Source organism: Pararhizobium arenae, from assembly GCF_001931685.1.
Taxonomy (GTDB): domain Bacteria; phylum Pseudomonadota; class Alphaproteobacteria; order Rhizobiales; family Rhizobiaceae; genus Pararhizobium; species Pararhizobium arenae.
On record NZ_MOOY01000005.1, the window covers coordinates 398,210 to 410,697 of the forward strand.

Sequence of the window (12,488 nt, forward strand, 5' to 3'; positions counted from 1 at the left end):
CAACCCCCCTCTGTCACTTCGTGACATCTCCCCCTCAAGGGTGGAGATCGGGCCGTGCGGCATTTTCCGGCTCAACCATAATTTCAGCGAATGCCGAAGTTTTTTATGTCACGAGATCAGTGCGGCATCTGATCTCCCCCCTTGAGGGGGAGATGTCACGAAGTGACAGAGGGGGGTGAAAGCCGCGAGTTCCAAAGGAAGCGGAAGAAGCACCCTTACCACCGTGTCGCTTCCCCCGGTGCCGACGGCTCCACCGCCAGCGCATGCAATCCGGCATCCAGTTCCGGCTTCAAAAGCTCGTTGATCGCCCGGTGTCGCGCCACCCGGCTCATGCCCGCAAATGCCGCTGAAACGATCCGCACCCGCATATGGGTTTCGCCGCTTCCGTCGAAACTTTCCTGATGCCCGGCATGCAGGTGGCTTTCGTTGATCACCATCAGCCGCTCCGGGGCGAAAGCCTCGGTCAGTTTTGCTTCGATAATCTGTTGAAACGACATGATTTGGCCCCGTTCTTCTGGCTTTACCGCAGGGTTGCGCTTCGCGTGCGGCGGGTGGTTCCAGCCGGTGCAAAATAGTCGCAAAGAGCCTGCAACATTCCGATTTGTCAATTCTTGTTGTGATCCCGCCGACACCCCATAATTAGCGCCATGAAACTCGATTCAAAATATTTCGACGGGATTCGCACCAGTCGCCGCCGCTCGACCCAGAAGCCGGAGCCGATGGCGCCGCGCTGCCAGTGGGATGGCTGCGAGGAAAACGGCGTGCATCGCGCGCCGGTCGGCCGCAATGCCGAAAACGAGTTCTTCATGTTCTGCTTCGAGCATGTGAAGGAATACAACAAGGGCTACAACTACTTCTCCGGCCTCTCCGACACCGAGATCGCCCGCTACCAGAAGGAGGCGCTCACCGGCCATCGCCCCACCTGGACGGTCGGCGTCAACAAGAATGCCAAGAACGCGCCGCAACAGTCGCAGATGCGCTCCGGTTCGGCGGGCGCCCAGGCGCGCATGCGCGATCCGTTCGGCTTCGTCGAGCAGGCGAGAGCGCGTGCGCCAAAGCAGGAGCCGCGCCAGCGCAAGCTGAAGACGCTGGAGGCCAAGGCCTTCGAAACGCTCGGCGTTCATGCCAATGCCACGGCCGCCGAGATCAAGTCGGCCTACAAGGAACTGGTGAAAAAACATCACCCCGATGCCAATGGCGGAGATAGAGGTTCCGAAGAGCGTTTTCGGGCCGTTATCCAGGCCTACCAGTTGTTAAAACAGGCTGGCTTCTGCTAGGAACCCGTTCTATTACAGTCGCGACATTCTGAAGACGATATACGGGAACGTTTGTCTGTTTCCGTGCTGGAGACATGATGAGCAAGGTAGACCTCGATATTTCCAACCTTCCCGATACGACCGTTTCCGTCCGGGAAGCCTTCGGCATCGACAGCGATCTGCGCGTGCCGGCCTATTCGAAGGCCGATGCCTACGTGCCGGACGCCGATCCGGACTACCTCTTCGATCGCGAAACCACGCTCGCCATTCTCGCAGGCTTTGCCCATAACCGCCGCGTCATGGTGTCCGGCTATCACGGCACGGGTAAGTCCACCCATATCGAGCAGGTCGCAGCCCGGCTGAACTGGCCCTGCGTGCGCGTCAACCTCGACAGCCATGTCAGCCGTATCGATCTCGTCGGCAAGGATGCGATCGTCGTCAAGGACGGGATGCAGGTCACCGAGTTCAAGGACGGCATCCTGCCCTGGGCCTACCAGCACAATGTCGCTCTCGTCTTCGACGAATACGATGCCGGCCGCCCGGACGTCATGTTCGTGATCCAGCGCGTTCTGGAATCGTCCGGCCGCCTGACGCTGCTCGACCAGAGCCGCGTCATCCGTCCTCACCCGGCCTTCCGCCTGTTTGCAACCGCAAACACCGTTGGTCTCGGCGATACGACCGGCCTCTACCACGGCACGCAGCAGATCAACCAGGCGCAGATGGACCGCTGGTCGATCGTCACCACGCTGAATTACCTGCCGCATGACAACGAAGTCGATATCGTTGCCGCCAAGGTCAAGGGCTTCACCGAGGCGCGCGGCCGCGACACGGTCTCGAAGATGGTGCGCGTCGCCGATCTCACCCGTGCCTCGTTCATCAACGGCGATCTGTCGACCGTCATGAGCCCGCGCACGGTCATCACCTGGGCGGAAAACGCCTATATCTTCGGTGATGTCGCCTTCGCCTTCCGCGTCACCTTCCTCAACAAGTGCGACGAACTCGAGCGTGCGCTCGTGGCCGAGCATTATCAGCGCGCTTTCGGCGTCGAGCTGAAGGAAAGCGCCGCCAATATCGTGCTCGAAGCCACGGCCTGATCCATGGCGGGGCGGGGCGACAATTCAAAAGCCAGACCCACCGGAACCGTGGATGTCGAACCGTTCCGCAGGGCGCTGACCGGCTGTGTCCGCGCCATCGCGGGCGATCCGCAGGTCGAGGTGGCGTTTGCCAACGAGCGCCCCGGCCTTGCCGGCGAGCGCATCCGCCTGCCGGAAATCTCCAAGCGCCCGACGCGCCATGAACTCGCGGTCACCCGCGGGCTTGGCGACGCCATGGCGCTGCGCAAGGCCTGCCATGATGGCCGCATCCATGCCGTTATGTCGCCGCAGGGGGCGGATGCCCGCGTCATCTTCGATGCTGTCGAGCAGGCACGCGTGGAAGCGATCGGCGCCATCCGCATGGAAGGCGTTGCCGACAACCTCTCCTCGATGCTCGAGGAGAAATATTCGAAGTCGAACTTTGCCGCCGTCGATCGTCAGGCCGATGCGCCGCTCGCCGAAGCGCTGGCGCTTCTCGTGCGCGAAAAGCTGACGGGCCGCCCGGTGCCGAAGAGCGCCGGCAAGGTTGTGGATCTCTGGCGCGATTTCATCGAGGAGAAGGCCGCCGGGGACATCGGCAATCTGGCCGCCACCGTCACCGATCAACAGGCCTTCAGCCGCGTCGTGCGCGACATGCTGACCTCCATGGATATCGCCGAGAAATACGGTGACGACGAGGTCGAGCCGGACGATCAGGACACCCAGAGCGACGAAGACCAGCCGCGCAGCCAGGAGCAGGACGAAAACAGCTCCGACGAGGATGCCGGCGACGAAGCCGCCCCCGCCGAGGAAAACCAGGCTGCCGAAGAGCAGATGGAAGAAGGCGAGATGGACGGCGCCGAAATCTCCGAGGACGAAATGTCCGACGACGGAGAAGACGACAGCGAGACCCCCGGCGAGGTCAAGCGCCCGGCAACGCCCTTCGACGATTTCAACGAGAAGGTGGATTACGCCGTCTTCACCGAGGAGTTTGACGAGACCATCGCGTCGGAAGAGCTCTGCGACGAGGCAGAGCTGGACCGTCTGCGCGCTTTCCTCGACAAGCAGCTTGCCCATCTTCAGGGCGCGGTCGGCCGTTTGGCGAACCGCCTGCAGCGTCGCCTGATGGCCCAGCAGAACCGCTCGTGGGAATTCGATCTCGAAGAGGGCTATCTCGATCCGGCCCGGCTGACGCGCCTGATCATCGACCCGATGCAGCCGCTCTCCTTCAAGCGCGAGAAGGACACCAACTTCCGCGATACGGTGGTGACGCTGCTGATCGACAATTCCGGCTCGATGCGCGGCCGCCCGATCACCGTTGCCGCCACTTGCGCCGATATTCTGGCACGCACGCTGGAGCGCTGCGGCGTCAAGGTCGAAATCCTCGGCTTCACCACCAAGGCGTGGAAGGGCGGCCAGTCGCGTGAAAAGTGGCTGGCAAGCGGCAAACCGCAGACGCCCGGCCGTCTCAATGATTTGCGCCACATCATCTACAAGTCGGCCGATGCCCCGTGGCGCCGTGCCCGCCGCAATCTCGGCCTGATGATGCGCGAAGGCCTACTCAAGGAAAACATCGACGGCGAGGCGCTGATCTGGGCGCACAACCGTCTGCTCGGACGCCCCGAACAGCGCCGCATCCTGATGATGATTTCGGATGGTGCCCCGGTCGACGATTCGACCCTGTCGGTAAACCCCGGCAACTATCTGGAACGCCACCTGCGCGCCGTCATCGAGCAGATCGAGACCCGCTCGCCGGTCGAGCTCCTGGCCATCGGCATCGGCCACGACGTCACGCGGTATTATCGCCGCGCCGTGACGATCGTCGATGCGGACGAACTGGCCGGCGCCATGACCGAGCAGCTGGCCTCGCTCTTCGACGACGAAAGCACGCGACGCCGCTCCGCCGGTGCGATGCGCCGCAGGGCTTGATGAGGTTTCCTTCTCCCCTTGTGGGAGAAGGTGGCCCGAAGGGCCGGATGAGGGGAGGCCACGGGCTTCAGAGCCTACCGCTTTACCCCCTCTGTCAGCTTTGCTGACATCTTCCCCTGGGCGGAGATTGGGCCGAGGAGCCAGCCCCATCTGATCTCCCCCCTTGAGGGGGAGATGCCCGTCAGGGCAGAAGGGGGTGAAGCGGCTGGCTCGAAAACTGGCTTGCATCGATATGACTGAAGCAATTTTTATTAAGCCTTTCCGGAAGGACTTCATTTGAAAGCGATTGCCCTTTTCGCCGCGCTGCTGATGTCGGCGACTGCCCAAGCCCAGTCGCTTCCGCCGCAGGAGGCCATCCCGGTCAAGACCCGGCAGATCGAGAATTTCAAGGTCGGCTCCGACCAGAAGGTGTTCGGCAAGCTGGAATTTGTCGGCGGCATCGAGATGTCGTCCTCCAATGCGCTGCTCGGTGCCATCTCCGCCATCCGCTTCCGGCCCGATGGCCGCTCCTTCGTGGCCATCATGGATACGGGCCACTGGCTTGAAGGTCGCATCGAGCGGGATGCCAAGGGCCGCCTGTCCGGGGTCAGCGATCTCATCGGCACATCGATGATGGACAACAAAGGTCGCTCCGAACAGGTCAAGAGCCGCATGGACGCCGAGGGGCTTGCGTTTCACGATGGCGAAGTGCTGGTGAGCTATGAGGGCCATCACCGCGTCGATGTCTATCCCGATCCCGGGTTTTCGCAATCGAAGCCGCTGCGCAGCATTCCCTTCCTGATCCCGAAAAACGAGCTGAAGGACAACCGATCCTTCGAAACGCTGGTCGTCGCGCCGAAATCGAGCCCGCTCGCCGGCGCTCCGGTGCTGATTGCGGAGGCAAGCTTCGACAAGAATGACAACCTTTATGCCGCAGTCCTCGAAGGACCTTTGAAGGGTGTGTTCGGTGTCAGGGAGAAAGAGCCCTTTGCCATCACCGATGGCGCATTCCTGCCCAATGGCGATCTCCTGATTCTCGAGCGTCGCTTTGGCTTTTCCCAGGGCATCGGCATGGAGATCCGCCGTATCCCCGGCGATACGATCAAACCGGGCGCCGTGGTCGAGGGCGAGGTGCTGCTCGAGGCGGATATGGGCTACCAGATCGACAATATGGAAGGCATGGATGTCATCGCCATGCCCGACGGCGATATCCGCGTCATCGTCGTCTCAGACGACAATCACTCCATTCTGGAGCGGAACCTGATGCTGGAATTCCGGCTGCGTCAATAATCCCGGAACGGCGCCGTGGGGGAGGGAACTTTACCTCTGCCGCGGCACGCTTTCACGGGTCGTCGGAACACCCTGCGGCGCCAGCACCGGCACGAACACCCGGCGTGACGCCCGCGCGGCGACCGGCAGCCCCTGATAAAGCCGCTTCTGCGCCTCGACGATGATCACCCCTGAAAACACCGGCCAGAGCGACCGCCCCATCTTCTCGAACCCGCTCCTCAGCTTCAGGATGCTCTTGTGCTTGGAGGGCGGAAAGAACAGCGCCTCGGCTGAGGCGCCGGGCGTGAAATTGGTTTCGCGCAGCAAGGATGTCAGCTGCCCGCGCGAATAGGGCCGGCCGGAGCCGAAAGGCGTGTGTTCCATGCGTGCCCAGACGCCGCGCCGGTTGGGCACGACGATGACGAGGCGGCCGCCGGGGGCAATCACCCGCCACAGTTCCTTCATCGTCTCCCGCGGGTTTTCGGCAAACTCCAGCGAATGCACCATGAGCACCCGGTCTATGGAGCTGTCGGGCAGCGGCAGTTCCTCATCGAAGACCAGCGCCGTGGAGGACATTTCCGCGAGCGGCCAGTTCACCGCCCCTTGCCCTGCCGGCATGAAGGCGAAGGTGCGCTCGGTGTCGGCGCGAAACCGGTCGAGATAGGGGATCGTATAGCCAAGGCCGACCAGCCGTTCTTCCGGCAGCCGCGCCCAGAGCGACGACAGCGCCATGGCAATGGACTGCTCGGCAAACCGCCCAAGGCGGGAATGATAGAACTGGCGGAGATCGACGATATCGGCGTGCATACGTGTCATGTTAGAGCATGTCGCGCAAAAGTGCACAGCGGTTTTGCGATAACGACATGCACAAAAAAGAAGACCGGAAGCGCATAGCGAATCTGCAAGATCGCGACGCGCTTTTGGTCGCTACGGCTGGACTTCAAGCCGTATGCCACTACATTCGCGGCTCGTCTCATGATCAGGATAAAGCCATGGCCGCGCTCGAAATCGAACTCTTTCCCTGCCGCACCGATAATTTCGGCGTACTGATCCACGATCCCGCAAGCGGCATGACGGCTTCGATCGATGCGCCTGAAGAACAGCCGATCCTCGATGCGCTGAAGCGCCGCGGCTGGACGCTGACGCATATCTTCACCACCCATCACCACAACGACCATGTGGAGGCCAATCTGGCGCTGAAGACGCGCTTCGAGTGCACGATCATCGGCCCGGCCGGCGAAGCCTCGAAAATTCCTGCCATCGACATGACCATTGCCGGCGGCGGCGATTTCGATTTCGCCGGCCACCGGGTCGAGGTCATCGAAACGCCCGGCCATACCGCCGGCCACATCTGCTTCTACTTGGCCGATGACAAGCTGCTCTTTGCCGCAGATACCCTGTTTGCGCTCGGCTGCGGCCGCCTCTTCGAAGGCACGCCGGCCGATATGTGGGCCTCGCTCACGAAGCTGATGGCGCTGCCGGACGAAACGACCGTCTATTTCGGCCATGAATACACGCTCTCCAACGCCCGCTTTGCCGTGACCGTCGATCCCGAAAACAGCGAACTGGCGGAACGCGCCAAGGAGATCGAAGCCAAGCGTGCGCGGGGCGAATTTACTGCGCCGACGACGCTCGGGCTTGAGAAACGCACCAATCCTTTCCTCCGCGCCGGCGACGCCGCCATCCGCGGGCATCTGGGGCTGGAAGCCGCGTCGGACACGGAGGTTTTTGCCGAAATCCGTAAGCGCAAGGACAATTTCTGAGATGAGCGACGCATTGCAGGCCGCCGATATCATTCGCACGCTGAAGCTGGAGCGCCACCCGGAAGGCGGCTGGTACACGCAGACCTTTCGCGATCAGGAAGGCGGTTCGCGCGGCCATTCCACCGCGATCTATTATCTGCTGGAAGCCGGCGATCGCTCCCACTGGCACCGGGTGCGCGATGCGGCCGAAGTCTGGCATCATTATGCCGGCGCGCCGCTGTCCTTAAGTTTTGCCGAGGAGGGCAAGCCGGCGCAGACGCTCACGCTTGGCAAGGATATCCCGGCCGGCGAACGGCCGCAGGCTGTCGTGCCGGCCAACTGGTGGCAATCGGCGGTGTCGCTTGGGAGTTGGACGCTGGTCGGCTGCACGGTGTCGCCCGGCTTTGCCTTTTCCGCCTTCGAGATGGCGGCGGATAACTGGCAACCGCCGAAGGGCTGATTATTCCGCCGCTTGAACCTTCGCCCGGCCCCTGCCGAAGATCACGTCGCGAGCGGCGAGAACCGCGCCGCCGGTGACGAACAGGCAGGCAAGCGCGATGCGCCACGACGGCTCGGCAAAGCCGAACAGCACGAGAATGAGCGTGGAGAGCACCGGCGCGGCATAGCTTGCCACGCCGAGAAGCTGGATATCGCCATTCTTGACGCCGTAATCCCAGGCATAGAAGGCGGCCCCCACCGGCAAAAGGCCAAGGCCCAGAACGGCGAGCCATTGGGAGGCCGTTTCCGGCCAGACGGTCTGCTCCAGCCCGAGATGGCAGACGAGCGAGAGGATCGACGTCGCAAGGCAAAAGCCCGTGACGACATCGGTCGATACCGCATCGAAGCGGCGGCTGAGCAGCGAATAGGCCGACCATGTGAAGGCGCAGGCGAGTGCCGCGCCATAGCCCAGCGTATAGGCCTCATCGAACGCCACCCCATTGCGGGCAACGATCAGGATCGTGCCGCAGAGGCCGAGAAGCGCGCCGAGCACATGATACCAGCGCAACCTCTCGCCCGGCAGCAGCGCCGAGCCGACGACGATCAGCAGCGGCCAGAGATAGGCAATCAGCCCGGCCTCAACGGCCGGCGCGTTCCTGAGCGCGGTGAAATAGAGAAAATGATAGCCGAACAGCCCGGCGATACCGACGACCCAGACCTTGGCCGGCTGCTTCAACAGCGCCAGCCGCGCGGGCTTCAAGGCCAGCACGACGATGCCCGGCAGGCTGCCGATCGCAAAGCAGATGGCGCTGAGCTGGAAAGGCGGCATGGTGCCGGACGCGGCGGTGAACAGCGCCAGGAGCGACCACATGAGAATGGCGGAAAAGCCGATCAGCGTTGCTTTGAAGTTCACGGTGGTCCTCATGAGCCGCGGCCGGGCGGCGGGTTACGGGCGAAGCATCGCTTTTGCCTCAAAACACTGCTGCTGTCACCTGTGGCCTTGGCGTTGAAAGGCAGCGTCCCGCCACCGGGGGGAGTCTTTGAAATCATGACGTCGATACGCGCATAAGATGTAAAATACCAAAATCGAAAACTAAACGTTGACTTGCCGGTTGGTAGCCCGTATATGTCTGTCATCGATCTTTTGCTTGCCGAGCTTTGTCTACTTCGCGATTGGCACCGCGTTTTAAGCGATCTTCTCTCTCAAAAATAGTCGGTTTCATCTGCGTGGCATCTGCTGCGCGGCTCCTCACTCTATGCTTTGAAAGGGTTCATCATGACCACTGGCACAGTTAAATGGTTCAATTCCACCAAGGGCTTCGGCTTCATTCAGCCTGACAACGGCGGCGCTGACGCCTTCGTTCATATCTCCGCTGTCGAGCGCGCCGGAATGCGCGAACTCGTCGAAGGCCAGAAGATCGGCTTCGAGCTCGAGCGCGACATGAAGTCGGGCAAGATGTCGGCCTGCAATCTGCAGTCCGCTTAAAGATATCTGCTTCCCATTGACCACGGATGTACTGGCATTGCCGGAAGCACGTTATCAGTTTGAGGCCAGGCAGTCCGCCTGGCCTTTTTCATTTCGGCCTCATGATCGAAATCGGGGAATCCAGTGACAGAGACACACAGCAAATCGCGCCAGCAGGCTGAGATTGCCTTCGGCAATATCCAGGTCGAGTTCTTTTCCAAGAGCAACGCGGTGGAAGAACTCGTGTCGGCGGCGCAGTTGCGTGACGCGAAGACCTTGCGCCTTCGGGAGGCGCGCCTCGCCAAGGAACAATCGGAGCGGGCGATTGCAATCTCCAGCCTGCTCGCCAAACGCTCAAAGGCAGGCTGATCGCCTGCCGCATCTACAAGGATACACATTTGAGAGACCTTCGAAACAACGTACTCGCCGACCGTCGCTCCGCTGCCGCGGACGCCAAGGCAGCCCTTCTTGAAGCCTACCGTGCGGCGAAGAAAAGTGCCGAGCCGACGCGTCTTGCCAGACAGGCTGAGCGCATCTCGCTTGTGGAAGCGCGTGAAGCGCGTCGTGCCGAGCGCGACCGCGTGAAGCTCGAAGAGCGCACCCGTCTGGAAGCCAAGGCATCCGAAGAGAGTGCGGCCGCCGAGGCTGCGGCGTTGGCCATAACAGAGGCGCGCCAGAAAGCCCAGGACGCATCCATCGCGCGGGTCATCGAGGACGAAGCCGCGCGCAAGGCCGAACGAGATCGGCGTTACGCCGCCCGCAAGGCCCGGCAGGCCTAACGCACGTCTCGCAAAACTGTGCCGCGGTTTTGCGAAAAGACATGCTTGAATACAAAGACCTGAAGCGTGCAGACGAATCGAAAGATCGTGACACGCTTGAGGTGTCCCGCCGATTTGTCTCGACAGACGCGCGCAGCAGGAGCATCCAATGGCACCGGACACAAACGAGTTACAGGCCATCAATACCGCCTGGCAAATTGCCATCCAGGAGATCCTGCGCATGGTCATCCGTGACGTGTATCACGCCGGCGGCGAGGCAGCCTTCAAGGCCCATATCAAGCGGATTGAAGAGGCGGCGGTTGACAGTATTCAAACGGATCTGCGGCTTCGCGGAACCGACGAGTGGACCGAGGTTCTGGTCAAGGAACGGGCCAGCAACTTCGTAACAACCCTTTTGACGTCATTCACCTACGATCGCGCCTGAAAAGACGCCGCCCTCCGCCAGGGCTTGAGCGCCAGCACGACAATGCCCGGCAGGCTGCCAAAGCAGATGGCGCTGAGCGGGAAGGGCGGCATGGTGCCGGAGGCTGCCGTGAACAGCGCCAGCGGCGACCATGTGAGAAGGGCGGAAAAGCCGGTAAGCGTTGCTTTGAAGTTCGCGGTGGTCCTCGGGAGTGTTGGAACGGTACAACCTATCCTATTCAGGAATAGCAACTTAATCCCATCATTTCCAAGTCCGTTAGCTTGGAAAAATTCTCGTGAAATTCGAATATTGACGAAATTTCGTTAAATACTATATTTTACCTCAAAACGAGGTGCCCCATGCTCTACAGGCTAGAGATCGAAAATTTTTTCTCCATCCGTGACCCGCAGGTGCTAGACCTGACGGTGGATGGAAAAGTTCCTGATCCTGAAGGTCGTTACGCGCCCATTTTCGAAGACTCAGACGTGCGAGCGCCGAAGGTCGTTGCACTGTATGGTGCAAACGCCTCCGGTAAAACGACAGTGCTGCGTGCACTTGAATTTGTTGTGACAATGATCCGTGACAGCGTGGTACGCACGGTACCTGGTTTTGCTGGCATCGAGCGCTTCAACGACGAAGAATCCGCCAACCGACCAATCCGGTTCGCGATAGAGCTGGGCGGCATCATGAACCTCACACCGGAGGTTCACCAGCGCGGCTCAGCTGGCGAAAAAGTTGAGCAAGGCACTTACCGCTATGAGCTAGAAATTGAACTTAAGGAGGGACTCGCGGTACGAATTGCGTCTGAAGCTTTGCGCCAAAAGCCTAACGGCCAAGGAAAATGGCAGCGTGTTTATGAACGCGATGCAGAAGGCAAGGTAAAGGATTCGAAGACTTTCAGCCTTTCTGGCTTCCAGCACTTGGTCAAAACGCTCGCCGGCAACCATACTGTGCTATCGTCATTCGCGAAATTTCAGCACCCGGCAGCGCAAATTTTTGTGGAGGCCGCACGCAGAGCCTTCTTCCAAATTGAGCCCGTGCATTCCTTCGGCGATCACGGAATAATTGACTATCTAAAAAACCAACCCAACGTCGTCTTGCGATTGAAAGAGGAGCTAAGTCGCATCGACGTCGGAGTGGAAGGGGTGCGTTTTCAGAATACCGACAGCGGACCGCTATTATTATTCAAGCACGCGGGTCTCGCCATCGAAATGCCTTGGCTGATGGAAAGTCACGGCACTCGAGCCTTTATCAAAATGTTTCCGTTCCTGACGGGTGCACTCGACACGGGTGGGATCACTGTGGTCGATGAAATGGACGCCGCTATTCATCCGAACACGCTGCCTGAACTTGTACGCTGGTTCTATGCAGTGTCGGGGCGCAACAAGCTAAATGCACAGCTCTGGCTGTCATGCCATTCGGCCTCGTTACTCGATGACCTCAACAAGGAGGAAATCGTGATCTGCGAGAAAGACCGGCAGGGCCGTAGCCAATTTTACAGCTTGATGGATGTGAAGGTGCGCCGAGATGAAAACCACTACCGCAAATATCTGAGTGGCGCGTATGGCGGAGTCCCGCACATCGGATGACCCGTCGTCGCGCGCCACACATCGAACTTCGCCGTCCGGTGTATGTCGGTTGCGAAGGCGCGTCGGAGGTTGGCTATATCGGCTTTCTGCAGGATATAATCCGCGATGCCAACTTGCCCGTGCACTTGCATGTTGACGAACTGGGGCCGGGAGCCGGTGATCCGTTGTCTCGTATCGAGATGGCAGTGTTTCGTCTAAGCCAACTTCAAAGGAAGCGCAGTGCACCGGAAGAACGTTTCGCGCTTTTGGATTTTGACCAAGCCGAACGCGATCCGCGGCGCGCCGAGCGAGCAAGTCAGCTCGCTGCAGCCAACAAAATCAACATCCTCTGGCAAAGGCCGTGTTTCGAAGCATTATTGCTTCGCCATTTGATTGGCAGAGCGGCTAAACGCCCACCTGATACGCCGGGCGCGATCAAGGCCCTGCGAAAGGAATGGCCGGAATATCAAAAGCCCATGACACGTGCGAATTTGGCGCGCCGAATTGATCGTGACGCTGTCATGCGAGCAGCCAACGTTGAGGTCGATTTGCAAGCACTGTTACGCTGCATTGGGCTGCTTTGAAAA

The 12,488-nt window shown here is 60.5% G+C and carries 15 protein-coding genes and 1 pseudogene; 12 read left to right on the forward strand and 4 right to left on the reverse strand.

Annotation, left to right across the window (positions count from 1 at the left end):
• Positions 1 to 215: 215 nt before the first annotated feature.
• Entirely contained in the window at positions 216 to 497 is a 282-nt protein-coding gene (locus BLX89_RS13600) for a BolA family protein (protein ID WP_075291434.1), read from the reverse strand.
• Between the two features lie 141 nt (positions 498 to 638).
• On the opposite strand from BLX89_RS13600, the gene BLX89_RS13605 reads away from it, so the two are divergent.
• The 4 genes from BLX89_RS13605 (at position 639) to BLX89_RS13620 (ending at position 5,527) form a co-directional block, all read left to right on the forward strand.
• Positions 639 to 1,277 carry a J domain-containing protein gene (locus BLX89_RS13605; protein ID WP_143523614.1) on the forward strand — a complete coding sequence of 213 codons (639 nt, stop codon included), beginning with the start codon at positions 639 to 641 and terminating at the stop codon, positions 1,275 to 1,277.
• 77 nt (positions 1,278 to 1,354) lie between these two features.
• Positions 1,355 to 2,350 (forward strand): cobaltochelatase subunit CobS, encoded by a 996-nt coding sequence (gene cobS / locus BLX89_RS13610; protein ID WP_075291436.1) that lies wholly within the window; start codon positions 1,355 to 1,357, stop codon positions 2,348 to 2,350.
• Between the two features lie 3 nt (positions 2,351 to 2,353).
• Entirely contained in the window at positions 2,354 to 4,258 is a 1,905-nt protein-coding gene (gene cobT / locus BLX89_RS13615) for a cobaltochelatase subunit CobT (protein ID WP_075291437.1), read from the forward strand.
• A gap of 309 nt (positions 4,259 to 4,567) precedes the next feature.
• Complete coding sequence (locus BLX89_RS13620; protein WP_075291552.1) at positions 4,568 to 5,527, forward strand: esterase-like activity of phytase family protein; 960 nt, start codon at positions 4,568 to 4,570, stop codon at positions 5,525 to 5,527.
• A gap of 30 nt (positions 5,528 to 5,557) precedes the next feature.
• Here the strand turns inward: BLX89_RS13620 and BLX89_RS13625 are convergent, their stop codons facing one another.
• Positions 5,558 to 6,313 (reverse strand): class I SAM-dependent methyltransferase, encoded by a 756-nt coding sequence (locus BLX89_RS13625; RefSeq protein WP_075291553.1) that lies wholly within the window; start codon positions 6,311 to 6,313, stop codon positions 5,558 to 5,560.
• Positions 6,314 to 6,498: 185 nt separating this feature from the next.
• Here BLX89_RS13625 and gloB point away from each other — a divergent pair, with 185 nt between their 5' ends.
• Complete coding sequence (gene gloB, locus BLX89_RS13630; RefSeq protein ID WP_075291554.1) at positions 6,499 to 7,269, forward strand: hydroxyacylglutathione hydrolase; 771 nt, start codon at positions 6,499 to 6,501, stop codon at positions 7,267 to 7,269.
• Between the two features lies 1 nt (position 7,270).
• A complete protein-coding gene (locus BLX89_RS13635; RefSeq protein ID WP_075291438.1) occupies positions 7,271 to 7,708 on the forward strand; it encodes a cupin domain-containing protein in 438 nt (145 codons plus the stop codon).
• Here the strand turns inward: BLX89_RS13635 and yddG are convergent, their stop codons facing one another.
• Positions 7,709 to 8,599: an aromatic amino acid exporter YddG gene (gene yddG, locus BLX89_RS13640; protein WP_075291439.1), complete on the reverse strand. Its 891-nt coding sequence runs from the start codon at positions 8,597 to 8,599 to the stop codon at positions 7,709 to 7,711.
• A 363-nt stretch (positions 8,600 to 8,962) separates the two neighbouring features.
• Here yddG and BLX89_RS13645 point away from each other — a divergent pair, with 363 nt between their 5' ends.
• From BLX89_RS13645 to BLX89_RS13660, 4 genes are all read left to right on the forward strand, one after another.
• Positions 8,963 to 9,172 (forward strand): cold-shock protein, encoded by a 210-nt coding sequence (locus tag BLX89_RS13645; RefSeq protein WP_018902430.1) that lies wholly within the window; start codon positions 8,963 to 8,965, stop codon positions 9,170 to 9,172.
• A 123-nt stretch (positions 9,173 to 9,295) separates the two neighbouring features.
• Complete coding sequence (locus BLX89_RS13650; protein WP_075291440.1) at positions 9,296 to 9,520, forward strand: hypothetical protein; 225 nt, start codon at positions 9,296 to 9,298, stop codon at positions 9,518 to 9,520.
• 29 nt (positions 9,521 to 9,549) lie between these two features.
• Positions 9,550 to 9,930, forward strand: coding sequence for a DUF6481 family protein (locus BLX89_RS13655; RefSeq protein ID WP_075291441.1), 381 nt, complete (start codon positions 9,550 to 9,552; stop codon positions 9,928 to 9,930).
• 148 nt (positions 9,931 to 10,078) lie between these two features.
• Positions 10,079 to 10,354, forward strand: coding sequence for a hypothetical protein (locus BLX89_RS13660; protein WP_075291442.1), 276 nt, complete (start codon positions 10,079 to 10,081; stop codon positions 10,352 to 10,354).
• 8 nt (positions 10,355 to 10,362) lie between these two features.
• On the opposite strand, the pseudogene BLX89_RS13665 reads toward BLX89_RS13660, so the two are convergent.
• Positions 10,363 to 10,566, reverse strand: a pseudogene (locus BLX89_RS13665) (hypothetical protein); the annotation flags it as partial.
• Positions 10,567 to 10,692: 126 nt separating this feature from the next.
• Between BLX89_RS13665 and BLX89_RS13670 the strand changes: the two are divergent.
• Both BLX89_RS13670 and BLX89_RS13675 read left to right on the forward strand, forming a co-directional pair.
• Positions 10,693 to 11,922 (forward strand): AAA family ATPase, encoded by a 1,230-nt coding sequence (locus tag BLX89_RS13670; protein ID WP_075291443.1) that lies wholly within the window; start codon positions 10,693 to 10,695, stop codon positions 11,920 to 11,922.
• Positions 11,919 to 12,485, forward strand: coding sequence for an RloB domain-containing protein (locus tag BLX89_RS13675; protein WP_075291444.1), 567 nt, complete (start codon positions 11,919 to 11,921; stop codon positions 12,483 to 12,485). Before BLX89_RS13670 ends, BLX89_RS13675 begins: the two co-directional genes overlap by 4 nt.
• Positions 12,486 to 12,488: the final 3 nt, after the last annotated feature.

Coding starts and splice junctions, on each gene's coding strand:
- BLX89_RS13675 (WP_075291444.1), top strand. CDS start 11,919: ATGACCCGTCGTCGCGCGCCACACATCGAACTTCGCCGTCCGGTGTAT.
- cobT (WP_075291437.1), top strand. CDS start 2,354: ATGGCGGGGCGGGGCGACAATTCAAAAGCCAGACCCACCGGAACCGTG.
- BLX89_RS13645 (WP_018902430.1), top strand. CDS start 8,963: ATGACCACTGGCACAGTTAAATGGTTCAATTCCACCAAGGGCTTCGGC.
- BLX89_RS13600 (WP_075291434.1), bottom strand. CDS start 497: ATGTCGTTTCAACAGATTATCGAAGCAAAACTGACCGAGGCTTTCGCC.
- gloB (WP_075291554.1), top strand. CDS start 6,499: ATGGCCGCGCTCGAAATCGAACTCTTTCCCTGCCGCACCGATAATTTC.
- BLX89_RS13660 (WP_075291442.1), top strand. CDS start 10,079: ATGGCACCGGACACAAACGAGTTACAGGCCATCAATACCGCCTGGCAA.
- BLX89_RS13620 (WP_075291552.1), top strand. CDS start 4,568: ATGTCGGCGACTGCCCAAGCCCAGTCGCTTCCGCCGCAGGAGGCCATC.
- BLX89_RS13635 (WP_075291438.1), top strand. CDS start 7,271: ATGAGCGACGCATTGCAGGCCGCCGATATCATTCGCACGCTGAAGCTG.
- cobS (WP_075291436.1), top strand. CDS start 1,355: ATGAGCAAGGTAGACCTCGATATTTCCAACCTTCCCGATACGACCGTT.
- BLX89_RS13625 (WP_075291553.1), bottom strand. CDS start 6,313: ATGCACGCCGATATCGTCGATCTCCGCCAGTTCTATCATTCCCGCCTT.
- BLX89_RS13670 (WP_075291443.1), top strand. CDS start 10,693: ATGCTCTACAGGCTAGAGATCGAAAATTTTTTCTCCATCCGTGACCCG.